Source organism: Streptomyces spiroverticillatus (assembly GCA_014650415.1).
GTDB lineage: Bacteria > Actinomycetota > Actinomycetes > Streptomycetales > Streptomycetaceae > Streptomyces > Streptomyces spiroverticillatus.
The window spans coordinates 185854-203298 of the sequence record BMUX01000014.1 but is presented as its reverse complement, the minus strand read 5'-3'; the positions used below and the strand labels follow the sequence as shown (position 1 = coordinate 203298).

The 17445-nt window shown below is 70.4% G+C and carries 15 protein-coding genes; 6 read left to right on the top strand and 9 right to left on the bottom strand.

Annotated elements, in window-relative coordinates; all coding sequences use genetic code 11:
* Positions 1–107: 107 nt before the first annotated feature.
* The 3 genes from IE269_RS31155 to IE269_RS31145 form a co-directional block, all read right to left on the bottom strand.
* Positions 108–3437, bottom strand: coding sequence for a S8 family peptidase (locus IE269_RS31155; protein ID WP_318299676.1), 3330 nt, complete (start codon positions 3435–3437; stop codon positions 108–110).
* A gap of 482 nt (positions 3438–3919) precedes the next feature.
* Positions 3920–4429, bottom strand: coding sequence for a DM13 domain-containing protein (locus tag IE269_RS31150; protein ID WP_189826562.1), 510 nt, complete (start codon positions 4427–4429; stop codon positions 3920–3922).
* A gap of 217 nt (positions 4430–4646) precedes the next feature.
* A complete protein-coding gene (locus IE269_RS31145) occupies positions 4647–5741 on the bottom strand; it encodes a hypothetical protein (RefSeq protein WP_189826561.1) in 1095 nt (364 codons plus the stop codon).
* Between the two features lie 313 nt (positions 5742–6054).
* Between IE269_RS31145 and IE269_RS31140 the strand changes: the two genes are divergently transcribed.
* Positions 6055–6450, top strand: coding sequence for a hypothetical protein (locus IE269_RS31140; protein WP_189826560.1), 396 nt, complete (start codon positions 6055–6057; stop codon positions 6448–6450).
* A gap of 62 nt (positions 6451–6512) precedes the next feature.
* Here the strand turns inward: IE269_RS31140 and IE269_RS31135 are convergent, their stop codons facing one another.
* The 3 genes from IE269_RS31135 to IE269_RS31125 all read right to left on the bottom strand — a co-directional run bounded on the left by IE269_RS31135 (position 6513) and on the right by IE269_RS31125 (position 10436).
* Positions 6513–7340, bottom strand: a complete 828-nt coding sequence (locus IE269_RS31135; RefSeq protein ID WP_189826559.1) for a DivIVA domain-containing protein — start codon at positions 7338–7340, stop codon at positions 6513–6515.
* Positions 7341–7459: 119 nt separating this feature from the next.
* Complete coding sequence (locus IE269_RS31130) at positions 7460–9229, bottom strand: RNA polymerase sigma factor sigma-70 region 4 domain-containing protein (RefSeq protein ID WP_189826558.1); 1770 nt, start codon at positions 9227–9229, stop codon at positions 7460–7462.
* A 148-nt stretch (positions 9230–9377) separates the two neighbouring features.
* On the bottom strand, positions 9378–10436 hold the full coding sequence (locus tag IE269_RS31125; RefSeq protein WP_189826557.1) for a hypothetical protein: 1059 nt from the start codon (positions 10434–10436) through the stop codon (positions 9378–9380).
* 537 nt (positions 10437–10973) lie between these two features.
* Between IE269_RS31125 and IE269_RS31120 the strand changes: the two genes are divergently transcribed.
* From IE269_RS31120 to IE269_RS31110, 3 genes are all read left to right on the top strand, one after another.
* Entirely contained in the window at positions 10974–11843 is an 870-nt protein-coding gene (locus tag IE269_RS31120) for a hypothetical protein (protein WP_189826556.1), read from the top strand.
* Between the two features lie 373 nt (positions 11844–12216).
* On the top strand, positions 12217–12441 hold the full coding sequence (locus tag IE269_RS31115; protein WP_189826555.1) for a hypothetical protein: 225 nt from the start codon (positions 12217–12219) through the stop codon (positions 12439–12441).
* Entirely contained in the window at positions 12410–13186 is a 777-nt protein-coding gene (locus IE269_RS31110; RefSeq protein WP_189826599.1) for an aminotransferase class IV family protein, read from the top strand. Before IE269_RS31115 ends, IE269_RS31110 begins: the two co-directional genes overlap by 32 nt.
* Before the next feature lie 441 nt (positions 13187–13627).
* Here the strand turns inward: IE269_RS31110 and IE269_RS31105 are convergent, their stop codons facing one another.
* Both IE269_RS31105 and IE269_RS31100 read right to left on the bottom strand, forming a co-directional pair.
* Complete coding sequence (locus tag IE269_RS31105) at positions 13628–14068, bottom strand: hypothetical protein (RefSeq protein WP_318299668.1); 441 nt, start codon at positions 14066–14068, stop codon at positions 13628–13630.
* Positions 14069–14153: 85 nt separating this feature from the next.
* Entirely contained in the window at positions 14154–14960 is an 807-nt protein-coding gene (locus IE269_RS31100; RefSeq protein WP_318299667.1) for a leucine-rich repeat domain-containing protein, read from the bottom strand.
* Between IE269_RS31100 and IE269_RS43405 the strand changes: the two genes are divergently transcribed.
* A complete protein-coding gene (locus IE269_RS43405) occupies positions 14850–15392 on the top strand; it encodes a Tn3 family transposase (protein WP_318299675.1) in 543 nt (180 codons plus the stop codon). The two genes, IE269_RS31100 and IE269_RS43405, sit on opposite strands and share 111 nt — an antisense overlap.
* Here the strand turns inward: IE269_RS43405 and IE269_RS31090 are convergent.
* Positions 15292–16461, bottom strand: coding sequence for a hypothetical protein (locus IE269_RS31090; protein WP_189826553.1), 1170 nt, complete (start codon positions 16459–16461; stop codon positions 15292–15294). The genes IE269_RS43405 and IE269_RS31090 overlap by 101 nt on opposite strands.
* A 664-nt stretch (positions 16462–17125) precedes the next feature.
* Between IE269_RS31090 and IE269_RS31085 the strand changes: the two genes are divergently transcribed.
* Positions 17126–17329: a hypothetical protein gene (locus IE269_RS31085; RefSeq protein WP_189826552.1), complete on the top strand. Its 204-nt coding sequence runs from the start codon at positions 17126–17128 to the stop codon at positions 17327–17329.
* Positions 17330–17445: the final 116 nt, after the last annotated feature.

Genomic DNA, 17445 nt, shown 5'->3' with positions numbered 1-17445 from the left:
GGGTCGCGCAGCACGACGGCGTCCGCATCGAGGACCTCGCGCGGGACTGAGAACGCAGGGGGGCGGTGCACCGGAGGTGTCTCCGGTGCACCGCCCCCTTCGCTCACCTACTTGCCGTAGTACGCGTGATGGATCGTCAGCGCAGACGTATTGCCCTGCTTGTCCACGATCTGCGCACGGAACGAGACGGCCTTGTCCTTCGCCGGGTTCTTCACGGAGATGCTCCCGCCGTCGACCTTCGCGGACTGCCAGGTCTTCCCGTCGTCGTAACTCACCTCCACTGCAAGGGACTTGAGGTTGTTCCCGGCCGCCGAACCCTGCACGGTCACCGGCACCCGTACCGTCCGGCCCGCCGGAGCGCGCGAGGCGAGGTCGACAGGGGCCGCGAAGCGCACCGTGGAGACCGGCATCGCCGTGGTCTGCGCGACGGGCTTCGAGCGGAAGGTGAAGTCCGCGTCGACGCGGGTGGAGACCTCGGAGACCTCCGCCGAGCGCTCGATGGACGCCGTAAGACGGTACTCGGCGTCCGAGGAGTCGACCGCGAAGGGCACCTGGCCGTTCGGCGGGGCGCTGCTCCCGGCGACCTTGACGCCGTTGCGGTACAGCGTGGAGGAGGCCGACGTGTACGACTGGACGTAGGGGCTCGCCGTGTCGTCGAGGTGGCCGTTGCCGTCGGACAGGAGCGGCAGCAGGCCGACGATCAGCTGCTTGCCCGTGATCGGGTCGGGCGCGGTGCGAAAGACGCCCTTCTCCTTGTTCAGGAGGGGGCCGAAGACGCCGGTGTTGAACGTGTCGCGGTAGGTGCGGCCCGCTTCGTAGCGCTGCGGCCCGACCGTCGTGGAGATGGTTTCGAGGAACCGGCCGTCGTCCGCGTCGGGCTTGCCGTACTGCTGGACATCGGTCCGCCACCGGACGCCGTCGGCCGTGGACACGTACAGGGTGCGCGTGCCGTGTGCCGTCTGGAGCACCGGGAGCCCGCCGTCCGCGGACGCACCCGGCAGTTGGGGAACGGCGAGGGCCGCGAGGGCCTTCCCCGGAGTGGAGGCACCGAGGCCGACCTTGAGCGTCGCTAGGTCCTTCGCCCGCGTATGTCGGACGAGGCCGGTCGCCAGCTTCTGCGTACTGCCGCCGAAAGCCACCGAATACTGGGAAGCCGCGTCCTTGACGAAGTCCGCGTTGAAGGTCTCGACCAGGGTGCCGTCGGTGACGGCCGGGCCCACGTGCGCGGTGCGGAAGTCGTCGAAGCCCCCGTCGAGCACCCGCCCGAGGCCGACGCCGCTGCCGTCGGCTCCACGGCTCCGGTACGTCAGGGCACCGTCCGCCGTGCTGTCCCCGGGCACGGTGAGCGTCACCGGCCTGGCGGTGCGTGCGTCGAGGGTGACGGTGGTGTCCCCGTTGACGTCCAGCTGCGGCTGGGAGACCGAGTCGACGCCCTTGGTGGAGTCCGACGCATCCTGCTCGATGTTGGCGAAGAGGGCGTACGACCCCTTGGGCACCTGGAGCGTGTGCGGGCTCGACGGGTCGAAGTAGCCCCCGAAGCCCTTGGCCGGACCGCTGACTCCGCCCAGCAGGGCGAGGAAGCTGGTGGCGTCGGCGCCGTCACGGCCGAGCACCTTGACGTTGAGCTTGTACGACTCCGCCTCGCGGACGGCGGCGGCGGCCGTACGGACCGACTGGCCCGCGCCGGTGGCGGTGACATAGCCCGAGTAGGCGCCGTCGGCGGAACCGACGCTGGTGTCGGCGGTCAGATCGACCTCGGCCCTGCCCCCGGCGGGCACGGTCACCTTCTTCGCGCCGAGCGTGAAGAACCCGGCGGGAGCGGACTTGCCGTTCGGGTCCCGCGTGGCCACCGTCAGGTCGAGGGTGACGTCGGCGGTGCCGAGGTTGCGGTAACCGACCTTCCGGGTGACGGGCTTGTCGTCGGCGTGCGGCCACTGCGCGACGCCGAAGTTCAGCGAGACCGGATCGGCGATCACGCTCAGGCCGAGCGCCTTGTCGGCCTGGACGCGCCCCGCGCCCTGTTGGAAGGCGGTGTACGGGCCGTCCTTGGCGGAGCCGGTCAGCGCGCCCTTGAGCTCGGCGGACTTCCAGCCCGGATGCCGCTGCTTGAGGATCGCCGCCGCGCCCGCGACATGCGGGGTGGCCATGGAGGTGCCGTCGATCTGGAGGTAGCCGGGGGCCGGGTGCGGAGTGCCGGGGAGGGTGTCGATGGCGCTGCCCGGTGCGGCGGCGGCGGTGATGGCGACACCGGGAGCGGTCACGTCCGGCTTGACGGCGCCGTCGCCGACGCGCGGGCCCGTGCTGGAGAAGGGTGCGAGCACGTCGTCCTGGTTGACTGCGCCGACGGTCAGCGCGGCGTCCGCGGTGCCCGGCGAGTCCAGCGACGAGCCGCCGTCCTCGCCCGCGTTGCCCGCAGCGACCGCGAACAGGATTCCCTTGTCGGCGGACAGCCTGTTGACTGCCGCCTCCAGCGGGTCGACCTCGGGGGTGTCTCCGTGGCCGAGGCTGAGGTTGACCACGTCCGCACCTTCGGCGGCGGCCCACTCGATGCCCGCGAGGATGCCGGAGTCGTCGCCGAACCCCTCGTCGTTCAGCACCTTGCCGCTGAGGATCTTCGCGCCGGGGGCGACGCCCTTGTACTTCCCGCCCGACGCGGCGCCCGTACCAGCGGCTATCGAGGCGACGTGCGTGCCGTGGCCGACGCGGTCGGCGAGGTCGGGGGACTCGGAGAAGTTCTTCTCGCCGACGACCTGGGTGCTGAGGTCGGCGTGGCCCTTGTCGACACCGGTGTCCAGGACGGCGATCTTGACGCCCGTGCCGTCGTACCCGGCCTGCCACGCCTTGTCGGCGCCGATCTGCCGGACGCTGCGGTCCAGGCTCGCCCGGCGCACCCCGTCGAGCCAGACCTTGGCGATGCCGGAGCCGGCGGCCCGTACGCCGTTCTGCCGGGGGTCGGTCAGGGCCTCCCACACCTTGGCGGCACTGCCCTGCGAGGCACGTACGGCGTCGGCGTTGATCGTGGGGAACGTGCGCCGTTCCTGAACACCGGTGGCCGCACGCACCTGTGCCCGTGCGGTGGAAGCGCCCTGTTCGTACTGCACGATCAGCTTGAGCCCGTCGCGGTGGCTCTTGCGCACCTGCGGGTCGGCGAGTTCGTTCAGGTCGAACAGTCGCCGGTCCAACTTGCCCGTGGAGATGAGGCGTTGTGCGTCCGCGGGGATCACCAGCGTGTGCCCCTTGGTGCGCAGCGTCTGCACGGGTATGCGTTCACGGCCCTTTGCGGCCTCGAAGCCCGCCAACCGGCCCTTGGCGTCGACGCGCACGTGGTCGCCCGTGACGAGTTGGATGCGCTGACCGCCGGCGGATCCTGCGGCGGCGGACGGCGAGGCGGGCTCTTGGACTGGCGGCTGGTCGACGGCCGTCGCCGGGCCGGTCATGCCCGCCACGAGGGCCACCGAGGCGGCCGCCGCGACAGAGATGGCGCTCTTCGTTCTTCCGGTCACTTTCCTGCGCAAGTCTCCCCCAGGAGCTTGGGATACGGGGGGCGGGGCCGGCATCCGGCCAGGGGCCGCACGCCGGCCCCGCCGGTCAGCGCAGTATGTGAGCTGTGGGATGTGTGATCAACGCGGGGACGGGGGTGCAGAGTTGAGACGTGTACCTTTCGGCCACGTTGAGAAAATCCGGCCCCTCAGGAACCTTGGCCCTGCCGGTTGGGGACCTGCATCGGTGAACGCGGCCGTCGCGGGGAACACCCTGGACGGATTCCGGCCGACCGGCGTATTCACGGACAGAGCGGCACGCCCGTATTGGCTGTAACTGCCTGTGCAGGTCCCGTACGCGGCGTAGCCCTACGGGTGAGTTGCGTGTGCGCTGCCCGCACGCAGTCTGCGGCACCCTTCCAGCCCGTCCAGGCCGGGATTCACCCCTTCACCGGAGCGAGGTCGGCGGCGCCGAAGGAGACCGAGAACCGCTCGCACCAGATGACAGCACTGCGGAAGCGGGAGAGATCTGTGCCCGGAGGGACCGGATAGTTCTGGTTCCCCAGATTGCCCTTGAGCTTGCCGAGCTGGACGTCTCCGTCCGCGAGCCCCGCCTCGACGGCACCGGGCTCCCGGACCGAGAGGTAGACCCGTACATCCGGCCCCTCCGAGGTCTTCAGATCCTCGAACCGCAGCACCTGGCTTCCGTCCGCGAGCCTGACCGCACGGGCAATACCGCTGGTCTCGTGCTCATGGCTCACGAAGCGCCCCTTCGCCAGGTCCTTCGGCCCCCTGTCCGGCGCGGCCGGAGCGGAGACACTGGGCAGCGCCTCCTGCACGGTGGTGTCGGTGAACGCCTTCCAGGGCTGGAAGAGGAAGAGCCCAACACCGGCGAGAACCGCCAGGACGAGCAGGACAGGCAGTACGACACGGCGCGAAGAACGAAACACCCGGAACCTCCAAGGGCGGAACGAGCGACCGACCCTGACCGGCCGATCCCATCATGTGCCCATTCCAGCCGTTCTGCGCGCGCCAGAGTAGGTAGAAGGCCCTCCCGTAAGACTTCGGTAATCACGCTCCAGCCTGTGGCGTCGGGCGCCTGCGAGGACTGTCCGGGTCACCGGTGCCGGTCATGCCTGACGCGTCGTCACACGGCCCAAGCCGTGTTCACCGTCGCGGATCTCCACCACAAGCACTCCTCTCGTCAACGGCGTTGACGAGAGCGACGAACAACGACTCCCTTGCCAGCCTTTCCGCCGCAGGCTCCTCCGCCCCACGCTTCCGTGCGGCCTTCCTGCCGCTCCGGCGGTCGGTGACGGCCAGGTCCTGGTAGGCGTCGTTGTACGACATGTCGACGTAGAGGTTCTGGTCGTAACACGTGGTGCTCCCCAGACCCGGTCGGTGCGTCAGCCGGCGGTCGGCCTCGTCCGGGCGCAGGCTTTTCAGGAACCGGGGATCCTTGCTCACGGCGAACGTCACCTGCGGCGAGCCGGGGCCTTCGAGGAAAAGATCGCACCCCCATGTCCTGGTGCCGCGCCCGGTGAAGCGTTCCGTGCCGGGCTTTACCGCTCCGCCGAGGAGCGCGGCACCGGCCAGCCGGAATCCCTTCACCCCGCAGGCGTTGCCCGGATCGGTGGGCCGGGTGCCGCCGTCTCCGGCCGGGCCCTGGATGCGCGGCTCGGCCTGCTGGAGCCCGCGGTCCGCACACCCTTGCCTACGAGCGACGTGCTGCGCGGCCCGCAAGGCTGCCTGCGCCATGGCGGGACGGGGTGCGCTCCCCTCGCTGAGGGTCACCCGGACACCGGAAACCGTGCTGCTCCCGGGGGACGCCGCTTCTTGCGCGAGACAGCCCCGGGGGAGCTGCACCCAGGCGTGGTTCTCGGAGACCGAGCCGGTGACGTCGCCCGTGAAGTACGAGTACGTCGACGGGGTCGTGCCCCATACCCCCGACTCCAGGAGGGTGCCGGCATCGTTGAGATCGGGCCGGACGCTGAGACTGGCCGACGGAGCGCCCGACAGACTGGTGCGTTCGACGGTGCACGTGAAGACGTAGTAAACCTGCCCCTTGCGCGGCTCCTGCTCGGTCAGCCTGCCCCGGCCGTCGAGCAGTGCACTCGCCTCTGCCGAGGTGAGCGCGCCCTGACAGAAATCCTCCCGTCCGAGCACATCGGTGCCCCGCCACAGGGCATGCACGCCGAATCCGAGGACGAGAGCAAGCCCGACCGTCGACGAGACCACTCCGAAACGACGACGCCTCGGCATCCGAACACTCAGCTCCCTCGAGGAACGCCCGTACATCGATCGCGGCGACACGGATGCCGACTGCTTCCCCAGGGCCAGGGCCAGGGCGAAGCCGATCGCGAGAGGCACCGTACTCCGTCCGGGGAGTGAAGAACGGCAGACGGGCCGCAACGGCGTGACCCGTGCTCCGCACCCGGCGTTGGTCGGTCCAGGGCCTCACGTGTCCAGGGCCTCACGTATCGCCACACGCGTGACCTGCCCGGCCCCGAAAGACGAAACGACGGAATCCACCGCCCCGACACGGGGCCGACAAGAATGCCCGAGGTCGCACGCCATGCACCCCACCATCAAGACCATCAAGAAGATCGCCGCGGGAATCGGAACGACGGCCACCGCACTCGCCTGTGTTTTTGCCGCCGGGCCGCCCGCCGCCGCCGAAGGCAAGTGGTGCAACAACTCCGTCTGCATCGAGACCTACGACCACGGCACCTACCTGGGCCGGGTGGAGGTGTCGGTCGTCAACACCAACCAGCCGAACCGCATCAGCGCCCGCGTGTGGACCACCAACGGCTGGAGTGCGAACACCAAGGTCGAGGACGTGGCGAAGTTCAGGACCTACCGGGACCAGGCGTACCCGCAGCGGCACTTCCCGGCAGGGACCCGGCTCTGTGCGGAGGGCTTCCGCGGGGGCGCCAGTGTCGGCCTGGCCTGCGTGACCATCACCAACTGACCCGTCCGCCGCCCCCTGTGCCGCGCACGTCAACTGGTGCTCGGCGCAGGCGAGTTCCCGCCCTACTCCCCGGAGCGCAGCGAGCTCGCCAGCGCGGTGAGGAAGGCGTCTACGGCCTGCCGGTCGTAACCCGTCTGCCGGTGCCCGGCCGTGCCCAGGGCAGCTGCGGCGATCTGTGCCGGGCCGACGGCCGGGCCCTTGCCCTGGAGGCCCACGCGGATTTGAGTGAGGAAGGTGTCGACCTGCTGCCGGTCGTAACCCGGCTGCAGGCGTGACGCCGGGAACTGGACGCTGCCGATCTCTTCGGCCAGCTGATCCCGAAGGGTGGGTGCGGCGGGGGAGGGGCGCGGGGCGGGCGTCGCCGCCCTGGGGGCGGGAGTTGTGGGCCGCGGCCGAGGCCTGGGAGCGGGCGCGGGCGCGGGCCTGGCAGTCGTTGGCCTGGGCCCGGGTGCGACCTGGCCGAAGTCGAGCAGGCCCGACAGCGGATCCGTGGCCGGGGAAGGGGAGGGCGCCGGTGTCCCGGACCTGCGGCGGGCGGCGGAGCGCAACCGCCACGCCGAGTCGGCGACGGACCCCACGACGAGAACAGCTGCCCCGCCCGCGGCGAGTACCCCGCCCACCCGCAGCAGCCAGTACGCGGCCTGCCCCGCCTCGTCCTTCTTCTCCTCGTACCCGCTGTACGACCCGCTGCCCACGCAGGCGTCGCCCGACTCCATGCGCTCGCCCCCGCACCGGGGCGACTCCGCGTCCTTCGACGCGCAGCCTCCGGCGAAGAGCAGCAGCAGTCCGATGATGAGGGCCCAGATGCCCAGGTACCTCCGAGTCTCGCCGCCGCCGCTGTATCCGGCCATGTCCGCCCCCGGTTGGTCGAGTTGGTGTCGGTGGTGCACGGGGAATGCTAGGGGCCTGTGCTCCGCGTGGTACGGAATCGAGCCGAACCGGCCCGGGCGCGACGGGCGGCGGACTCCCCGGGACCGGCGGCCCCCCCCGGGGTCAGCGGGCCCCGGGACTAGTCGGACACGGCCATGTCCCCCGTGACCATGGCCTGCCACAGCTGAGGGACGCTGCTCGCGAGGAGTTGCAGGCGCTGGAAGTTCGCGGCGCGGAGCCAGGAGAGGAGTTGGCGGCGGGAGAGGGGGCCGGTCTGGCGGATGAGGAGGAGGGGGTCGGTGGGGGTGAGGGCGGCCAGGGCGTCGACAGCCGTGCGCAAGCGCAGGGCGGATTCCGTGGAGTCGTGGGTGAGGAGGTTCCGGGCCTCCTTCAGGACGCGGAAGCGCTGGGCCACCTCGTCCGGCAGCGCGTCGAGTTCCGCCTGCGCGGCGGGGTGGAGCCAGTGGCCGGTGTCGCGCGGGTCGCCGTTGCCGAGCTTGTCGATGTACGCATCGGTGAGGACGTCCCCCGGCCGGTCGGGCCGGGCCTCCAGGGCCTTGCGCTCCTTGCCCTTGCAGTCCGGGTTCGCCAGGCGTCTGGTCACCGCGTCCTGTCCCGGTTCCCGCTCTACCGCGCTCCGCAGCCAGCCACGCCTGCGGAACTCGAACTCCTCGTAGTACGTCCGGACGAAACGCTCGATGAGAGGCCCGGTCTCGACGAGCCGTACGGTTGCCAGCTCCTCCAGCCCGGCCGCCAGTTCCTGCTGGGCGTGATGCAGCGCGACCTTGCTGAGCGAGGCAGCCGTGGCGTTGCTCCGGCGCGGCACCGAGGGGGCCGGCGTCGAGGCGGCCGCGGCGGCCGTGCGCGCCAGGCCCGCCCGCTTCGCCGCCGTCCAGGACCTGAACTCCAGCCGTACCGCCTGCGGGGACGGCCGGTTGCGGCCCGCCCGCTCCTCGCCCGTGATCCAGGCCGCGTACACATCGTTGCTGCTCGGCTGCGAGGTCGCCGTGCAGTGGGCGAGGAAATCGGCCATCGCCGTGAGGTAGTCCTCACGGTCGAAGAGGACCCCGCCCGGCTGACGGCCCCGGGTGTCGCGCTGGAGTCCGAGGCGGGCCAGGACCTCCGCCCACAGCCCCTGGCCGAGCCGCTTGCGTACCGTCTGACTGGTCGGGGGCCAGGGGGCGCCGCCCTTCTTGGAGTGCTCCGTCAGCCCCAGGTCGGCCAGCACGGTCTTGCGCATCGCGTCGTAGTTCTGGGCGGAGAGACCGGTGTCCGGGTGCGCTTCCACATGCAGCCTGGCCGCGTGCGCCAGTACGAGAACCTCGGCGACCGAGGCGGTCGACAGTCCCGCCCCGGTCAGCACCTCGGCCACCTCACGCGCCTCGGAGAGGTCGTACTCGGCCAGGGCCCGCCCGTCGTCGCCGCTCAGCCCGAGGATCCTGCCGAGGACGTACCAGACGGCCGCCTCGATCACCAGCGGCGAGAACTTGAACTCCTGGATGTCGGAGTCGAACGGCACCCCGCAGGCGGCGATCCCCTCCCGGACCAGGCCGGCGGGTATCGCGGGCAGGAACAGCGCGAAGCGTTCCGCGGTCTCGCCCGCCGACATCCCGGTGGAGGCGAGCCGGGCCACCGTCGCACCGTGCCCGGCGATGAACTCCCCTATTTCCTGGGCCTGTTGTTCCGCCTTGGCGTCCTGGCGCACCTGCCGGGCCCGGTGGATGTCCGTCCCGGCCTGTTCGAGGATCTGCTGGACCCGCTGGCGGGTGAGACCGTACGCGTCGGCGACCTCCTGCATGGTCTGCCCGGACACGTACTGCTCCCGGATCGCCTCGTCCCGCTCCTGATGCCGCGACCTGCGCCCTCTCCGGCGAACCGGCTCCTCCACGTCCACGCCCACGTCCCCCACGAATCCCCCTCCACCGTCTGTGCATCCTCATCATGCGTCACGCATCTGACAGTTGGGCAGGGAGGGGCGGTGCCGACCGGGCGGTTGGCGGCGACCTTCGGTCCGAAGACGTAACGGATCAGGCAGCCGTCATCCTCCTGGGGAACGGTCAGAAGGTAGGCAGGCCCAATCCGTAGTACTTGATCTGGTAGATGCTGACGAACTCGGCCTCGCCGCCGAGCGCCAGTTCGGCCGGATCGCTCGCTCCCACGGCTCTGGCCGTCGCCACGAGCATCTCCGCGAGTGCTTGCCCCTTCGGCTCGCCGGGGCCGCCCGCGTCCACGCGCCACACCGGGTCGTCGTCGCTCCAGATGAACGCAGTGGCAGGATGCTGGACGACCGTGCCCCAGCCCAGAGCGGCGAGATCGAAACCTTCGGGGGCATGACAGCCGATCGACAGGCGGTCGCTGCACAGGACGTCGAAGAGGATGGTCCCGCCGATGCTGGGGGGCCCGTAGATCGACATTCCGAAGCTGATGTCGAGCGCAGCGGCCTCGGCGGGCAACGTCTCCAGGAAGCTGCCCAGCGATTGTGTGAGGGTTTCCCAGCTTCTGGCGGTCCAGCCGCCGGGGAGACCGAGACCGGCATTGGCCGGGGCGCGGTTGCTCCCGAAGAAGCCGCTGAGCGAGTGCTCTTCGCCGACACCCTGACGCCAGAACCAGTTCTCCGCCGGGTCCGTGGGCTGCAGGACCAGCTCCGGCCCCGACATTCCCGCGCGCAGTTCCAGGGTGTCGGGCCGGCCCCGCCAGCGCAGGAAGGGTGCGCCCCACAGCGGTCCGCTGTCGTAGAAGGGGCCCATGTCTCCGTGCGAGCCGATGACGGACGGATCGCCCAGGGCCCTGGTCACCGCATTCTTGGCGGCGCGGAACGCGGCCGCCTGCGCAGCGGCATCCGGCCCAGCGGTCGCCACCGGAACCGCGAGTTCCACGTACGCCTCCCCGTCGACGTAGGGTTCCTCGAACCGGCCGACCGGGCGCAGGCGTGCATCGCCCGAGGACCGGCCGGTGACCAGGACGGGACCGTCCGACGTGTCGTTCCAGGCCCACCCGAGTTCCGCCGCCAACGCCCGGACCCCGTCCGGCGTCCAGCCGCCGCTGCTCGCGGCGACGAGCCGCCGGGCGAGATCCGCGATCGGTTCCTCTGACGGACTTCCCTGCTGTACGTCCATGTGATCATCGTGCCGCATGCCGGATGGGATCCATCGACCAGGTCAGGCTTGTCCCGTAGCTGACCTTGAGGCCGATGGAGCTGCGGTCGGCGGCGATGAATCCTGCCTTCCGGTCCTGCGAGGGCGAGGTTGTGCAGGCGGGCGATGCTGGTGTGGGCCGGGAGTGACGGGCTCGCGCCGGTCACGAGCGTGATCGTTGCGGGGAGATCATCGGTGCCCTCTGGACTTCGGTGTTGGCGAGGACGAGGAGGGCTCGCCGGGGGATGTGAGTGCAGTTCCAGGAGCATGCGGCCTGGGAGCGGAGTCGGAGCCGGAGCTGGCGGTGGCGTGAGCGCTTTGCGGCCCCCCTTGATCACGCCGGTGTGCCCAGATGCATGATGTGCCTGGAAAGAGGGGGGACGCATGACGCAGACCATGCCGCCGAGATGGGGGCCGACATCGCCGGGGGCTCCCGGGAATCCAGGTGTGCTGCCGCAGGGGTTCATGCCCGTGCGGCCCCCGGACGGCGGAAACGGTGCGGTGTTCACCGTCGGGGCTGTGGCAATCGGAGCTGAGACCGTGATCGCCGCGCTGGTCGGCGTCCTGTACGCCTTGCAGCTCGAGTCCCACGGAGGTGAAGGCGGCATCGGATGGCTGTTCGGCACCGTCTTCGCGCTCGTGCTGCTGGCCGTCGTATCGGTGATCGCAGGGCTGGCCGTTTCGGCAATGGCGGTGCTTCCCCTCGTCCTCCTCGGGCGTGCGGTGGCCCGCCGTACGGGCCGGCGCGACAGCTGGCAGCTCACCCTGGCCACGGTGGCGGTCGTGGCCGTCACCCTGGCGCTGCTCATCGGCTCCTGCACGTTCCTGACCGGCTTCGACGGCCCCGGCGACCTGCTCGTTTATCCCGTCCTCGCCCTCGGCCTCATCGTCGGACTGGCACCCGCGGCCCTGTGCGCCCGGGCGGCGGGGAACCCCGGAAAGCCCGGGGCCCGATGGCGGGTGCTCGGGGGCGTGGCGCTGGGCGGTCTGGGGCTGTTCGCGGCGACGCTTGCGGTCGGGGTCGGGGCGTACAGCTCGAGGATCCTCAAGATCTACGAACCGCCCCGGCTCACCGAAGCCGACATGGTCGGCACCTGGACGGACGGCGACGGCGCAAGCCTGCGCTTCGCGGCGGACGGCACGGTGACGGCGAAGGGCGTCAAGGAGTACGACGCCACGGGTGAGCAGTCCGGTGCCTACAACTGCACCGGGAAATGGCAGTTGACCGAGAGCGAGGGTGCCGTCCGGCCGTACGAGCTCGGCATCGCGGACTGCGCGAGCCTGCGCTTCGGCTGGGACCTCGGCGGTACGGAAGAACACCCCACGGTCTTCACCTGGATCGGCAAGCCGGACTCGGGTGAGCGGTACATCCTCACGCGGCAGCGGTGAGCCGTCCGGTGGTGAGGTCCCGGGCCTGGCCGGGTGTCGGGGTGCGGTCGTGCCGCCCTCGATCCGTGGCCTCCACAGGTGCAGGTCACGGGCCTGGCGTGGGCTGTGGCTGGCGAGTTCGGGCTGGCAGGCGTTGGTCGTGGCGGAGGACAGCCAGGACGACGATCGCATGGCTGCCGGCATCGAGCTTGCGCCATCGGGTGCCGAGCCGGTTGCGGAACACCAGACCTCACCCGTGACGGACGATCACGTGCCGACAATCTCGCCCCCCCGGCGGTCCAGCGAGATCACAGGCCCATCTCCGCGAAGCCGGCCTCGGTGCCCTGGCCGACCTCGGCTTCGCCGGTCTGGACGACCAGCCAGAGACCGGCCGGTGATCATCACCGGCCGCCGCAAGGCCACCAGGAACCACAACCTCACCGACGCGGAGAAGGAAGCGAACCGCCGCCTGCTCAACCGCGAACGCGCGGCCGTCGAGCACGGCTTCGCCAACCTCAAGTCCTGGCGCATCCTCACCAAGGTCAGCATGAACTCCCGCCACGCCCCGGTGCCAGACTGGCCGGGTGATGGAACTGAACGGGCGCCCCGTAGCCCTTGAAGCCGTCAGGGCCCTGGCCCTGACCAACATCGGCCACTTCACCTCAATGCGTGTCGAAGGCCGACGAGTGCGTGGTCTGTCCCTCCACTTGGAGCGGTTGGCACGCGACTGCCGCACCGTGTTCGGCACTGACCTGGACCTTGACCAGTGCCGCACCTACCTCCGCCGGGCAGTCACCGCCCAAGAGGGGACGTTCACGGTCCGGGTCACCGTTTTTGACCCGAACCTCGGTATGCAGGACCCGGCGGCAGCGGCCACCCCTCAGATCCTGATCACCTCCCGGTCCTCGGGGGAACTGAGCCTGCCGCCCCTACGGGTTTCCGCAGTGCCCTTCGTCCGCGACCTCCCGCACGTCAAGCACGTCGGCCTGTTCGGCGCCCTGCACGCCCGGCGCACCGCACAGCTCGCAGGGTTCGACGACGCTCTTTTCTACGGCCCGGACAACATCGTGTCCGAGGGCGGCACTTGGAACGTCGGGTTCATCGACGCCGAGGGTGCCGTGGTCTGGCCCAAGGCCGACGTCCTGCCGGGCACCACCATGGCCCTCCTCCAGCAGCACCACGATCACCAGGTCCAACCCGTCACCCTTGCATCGGTACCGACCATGCAGGCCGCCTTCGCGACCAACGTCAGCATCGGAGTACGGGCCATCTCTGCCGTCGACGGCACAGCCCTGCCCTCTGAGCACCCGACCTTGGCACGCCTGCGCGAGACGTACCTGAACGTGCCCGGTGACGAGATCTGAAGGTAGACGTCATGGGGGGAGCAACTCGGTGGACCGGGCGGGAGACCCGGGAGACCAAAGCCCTGCACTTGGCCAGACGACTGGACCTGCATCGCCGTCCGGGAACTGGACCGCCTGCCCTCCCTGACCCCTGCCGCCGAAACCCTGCTCGACGACTTCCGGCACCACGCGAAGCAGCAGCACTGGGACGAACAGGTACGGCGCCTCGCCGCCCGCAGCCGTCCCCTGGGCCTGAGCCCGTCCAAGCTCGCCAGGACCGCATCCTCGACGAGGCCCGCCACACCGCCGACCCCGTCCACCTCCTGCGCGTCTTCGGTATCGCCGCCGAGACCGCGATGAGGTGCATCTACGCAGCCCACCTCGAACGCCGGTCCACCGTGTGGCGAGAGGACCGAGCGTCGTCCCTGTCGAGTACCTGCGCACGACATCACTCACCCTGTTCTACGCGGGGCGGAGCATCGGGTGGATCGCGGCCAGGGCTTCGTGGAGCTGACGGGCTCCCAGGGCAACACGGTCGTCAGGGTCCTGGAGCGTCTCCTCGCACAACCGCATCGCGCCGTCCCGCTCTTCGGGGAAGACGCTGAACACAGCGCAGATCGCGGTGTGGATCCAGTCGCTGTGATGCGCGTTGGCGACTGCCAATGCGCAGGCGACGATCGTCAGCCCGGCCCGGTCCCTTCGCCGGAGCACGGCTTCTGCGGTCATCCGGGTGACGAAGGTGTCGCCCGGGTCGAGCACGAGCTCCAGCAGCGGCCCCTGGGCCTCCTGCCTCTCGGCGAAGCCCGCCAGGCCGTGACCGGCATCCGCCCGGTCACGGTAATGCGGGCTTCGCCCGAGCTCGACGAGCGCCACGACAGCGGAATGCCGCCGGTCACTGTCCATCTGCGTACTCGTCCTCTTCCACGGTTTCCGGTGAAAGTGCCACCAGGTCATCCTCCAGATGATCGCCGGGACGGCCCCTGGCGGATCAGTCCCAGTCGGACGCCGGCTGGTCGACATTGCCGCCTGCGTGCGGGACCTGCACGTAGTCCTCGGCTCCGCGGGGAAGAGTGGTAACGCATGCTGCCGAGCAGGCGTTGACCAGGAGGGGCAGGACATCGGTAGCCACCCGCAGGGAGATCCACACCTGGTGGAGCCCACCCTGTTGGATCGGCCGGTCGCAGACACTGCAACTGCGCATCGCGGTTGCCCCCCATCGGCGGGCATCGAGCTCTGCCAGGTCGAGGTCAGCGGCGGCGTGCGGGGGCTGGAGCCGGGGAAAGGGCGGACGCAGCTTGTAGTTGCCGTACAGCGCGCGCGTGCTCACCGTGCTCCCGGCCAGCTTGGAGCACCTCGTGATCTCGTAGGGAAACCAGTGCAGCCGGTACGAGGTGTAGGGGGTGAACTCCTCCAGGCTGGTCATGGCCCCGATCTCGGGCGGTATCCGGACCAGGTTGCTGCCGTAGAGCACGAACCGCTTGACTGCTGTCAGCTTGGCGATGCTGGGAGGCAGGGTGATGATCTGCCGCCGCTCCTCGGGGCTGAGCCCGACCAAAGGACGGAACTCCTCCCGTCCGTCGGCCGAGGCCTCGTCGACCAGTTCCAGCAGCCGCCGCCATCCAGCGGTCGAGGTGTCCTGCTGCTCGGCGTGGAAACCGACGCGCGCTCGCGGATGCGGCCTGTTCTGGTCAAAGCACCTGCACTCATCCCGGTAGGACGGGCGCCCCACGGACGCCGGGTCCGATGTGTCGCCCCACCGGTTTACAAAGAGCCTCGGTTCTCCCTCATCAGCCATGGAACCAAGTTACGGATCTTCATCGGACCGGCCCAGTGGTCAAGGCCGGTCGAACCCGGTCCCAACGCCGAGATCGAGTCCCGGTATGTCGACACCCACGGCGCCTCGGTGGTCGGGTTCGCCTTCACCGAACTGCTCAACTTCCGCCTGCTGCACCGGCTGAAGCACCTCGGCAGCATCCGCCTGTACCGCCCGGCGCTTGGTGTCTCGCTGACGCGGCCGGTCCGCTGGGAGCGCTCAACCCGTCAGCCGTATCGTCCGCCTCACCAACGACGACGAGCCCACCGTCACGGTGGGTCGGGTCCGGAGGGCGGCGCGCGGCGGGGCTGTCCTACTCGGCCGGCAGACGGAGCATCGGTTCGAAGGCCGCGTCCTCCTCGCTCTCGACCGAAGGGAGGAAGCCGTCCGGGACGGTGCGGGCGGCCGTGGTGAGGAGGCGGGCCAGGACCTCGGGCTCGGTGGCCGGGGGGAGGCGGAGGGCGGCGAGGAGGCGGTCGCGGACCTCGGGGTGGTCCGGGTTGTCCTCGAGGTAGTCGGCGTTGAGCGCGGGGGGACGGAAGCCGGCCAGGGCGTCGTGCCAGGAGGGGAGGACGATGGCCAGGGTCAGCGCCTCGGCGAGGGATTCCGCGATGAGGGAAGCCTGGCCCTCGGAATCGGTGTAGAGGACGGGGCGGACGTGGTCGGGGCCGGCCGGGCCGCAGAGGTAGTGGGTGCCTCCCGCGTTGCAGCCGGCCACGGGCTGCACCGGGAGACCGGCCGGCAGGGCGATCGACTCGATGGGGTCGGTGCGCGTGAGGTCGAACTCACCGTCGCAGGCGAGGTATGCCTTGGCCTCGGGGTTGGCGGCGATCCGGCGGAGCAGGGCCTCGTCGGCAAGGGCGGCCGGGTTGAGGCCGCAGGCGGCTTCGGGGGTCAGGGGGTGGCCCGCGAGGACGTGGCGGACGGTGTCGAGGGGGACGGGCCGCCCGTAGTCCTCCTCGAAGTGCGCCTGGACGGTCTCGGGGGAGCGGTCGGTGAGGAGGCGGAAGAGGTGCCCGGAGCCGTCCGGGTCCGGGCTGCCCGGGGGGAACTCGATGCCCGAGCCGGTGCGCCAGGCGCTGCCGCCGGTCTCCCACCACAGGCAGACGGTGACCCGCGGGGCGCCGAGGCCCTCGTCGACGAAGGCCGGGTCGTCCAGGAGCGGGCGCAGCGCGGTGGGCACCTCGTCGATGACACCGGGCCAGACCTGTTCGTCGTCCGTGCCGTACGGGCTCATCTCCGACTCGTGGTCGAAGCCGCGGACGAGCACACCGGCCGGGGTGAAGAGGACGGAGAAGTCGTCACCCGAGCCGTTGTCCATCAGGGCCGCCTCCGTCCCAGGCCCCCAGGTGGCGGAGAAGGAGTAGCGGGAGAACCGCGGGTCGCGGCAGATCGCCTGGTCCAGCACGGCCAGCGCACGCAGGTACGCGCGGAGCTCGGCGGGGTCCGGGAGGAGGGCGGCGGTGGTGTGCACGGTGTCCATGGGCTCATGTAAGCAGCCCGCACTGACATCCACGGCGGCGGTACGGTCACACCCGCTCTCTCACACAGGGAGCGAAAAGCCCAGCTCACGCAGGCGGGGCAAGCACACTGCGAGGCATTGCTCCACAGACGCGGCATCGGTGCGCACAAGGACGTCCTCGCGCAACGGCGCTCCACTGGCAACGAAGCTCCAAGGCCTGCCCCTCTCTCCCCTCCCGAAGTGCTTCGAACGCGCCATCGGACGAACGTACGCACTCCGGGCCGGACCCTGGACATTGCCCGCATGCCCCAAAGGGACACTGGGCCGCGTGATCCGCTGCCTGCTTCCTCCGGGCAGCATTCTCGCGGGCGCGTTCCGCTTCGTTCGTCTTGCGCAGTGCTGCGACTTCCTTCGTGATCGTGGGCCAGGTGTCCCACGTCCACATGCCGTCGAACCGCGTGATCACGGGCGACAGGTTGTCCGCGAGAACAAGCGCCTCGCCCTCCCTCAGCACCTTGACTCGGATCGGGCCGGAGGACGGATTCGAGCGCCGTTTGCGTGGCGGTCAACTCCAGGCGGATGTCGCGTACTGAGCCTGGTGCCGTTCGGCACCAGGGGGTACGCGAGCGCTGTCTACGCGTGGCAGTCCCCGGAAGGTTCCGGCCGGCACCAGCAGGGTGCGAGCGTGGGCCACGCCCACGTCGTCGGACAGCGCTACCCCCTCGTCTTCGACCCGCAGAACACCAGGCGGGTGCACTTGGGGACGAAGGTCGCGGTCCGCAGGGAGCGCAAGCGCCGCCAGGGCTACGTACGCAACGCCCGGCGAATGACGCTCCTGGCCCTCGCGGGCGGCGCCCTGGCGACAGTGGGGCTGATCATCAGCCCCTGACGGCCGTCGAGGTTCGCTCACCTTGCGGCGACCGAGACCGTCGCCGCGAAGCTCTACGCCCTCCTGCGGATCAAGGGGCCTCCATCGCGGGCCCGACAGGCGAGAGCGGGGCGCGA

Bases quoted from the DNA above. Each gene is read 5' to 3' on its own strand.
- IE269_RS31110 (WP_189826599.1), top strand. From the start codon at position 12,410: ATGGAACTGAACGGGCGCCCCGTAGCCCTTGAAGCCGTCAGGGCCCTG.
- IE269_RS31140 (WP_189826560.1), top strand. From the start codon at position 6,055: ATGCACCCCACCATCAAGACCATCAAGAAGATCGCCGCGGGAATCGGA.
- IE269_RS31145 (WP_189826561.1), bottom strand. From the start codon at position 5,741: ATGCCGAGGCGTCGTCGTTTCGGAGTGGTCTCGTCGACGGTCGGGCTT.
- IE269_RS31100 (WP_318299667.1), bottom strand. From the start codon at position 14,960: ATGGCTGATGAGGGAGAACCGAGGCTCTTTGTAAACCGGTGGGGCGAC.
- IE269_RS31090 (WP_189826553.1), bottom strand. From the start codon at position 16,461: ATGGACACCGTGCACACCACCGCCGCCCTCCTCCCGGACCCCGCCGAG.
- IE269_RS31155 (WP_318299676.1), bottom strand. From the start codon at position 3,437: ATGACCGGCCCGGCGACGGCCGTCGACCAGCCGCCAGTCCAAGAGCCC.
- IE269_RS31105 (WP_318299668.1), bottom strand. From the start codon at position 14,068: ATGGACAGTGACCGGCGGCATTCCGCTGTCGTGGCGCTCGTCGAGCTC.
- IE269_RS31125 (WP_189826557.1), bottom strand. From the start codon at position 10,436: ATGGACGTACAGCAGGGAAGTCCGTCAGAGGAACCGATCGCGGATCTC.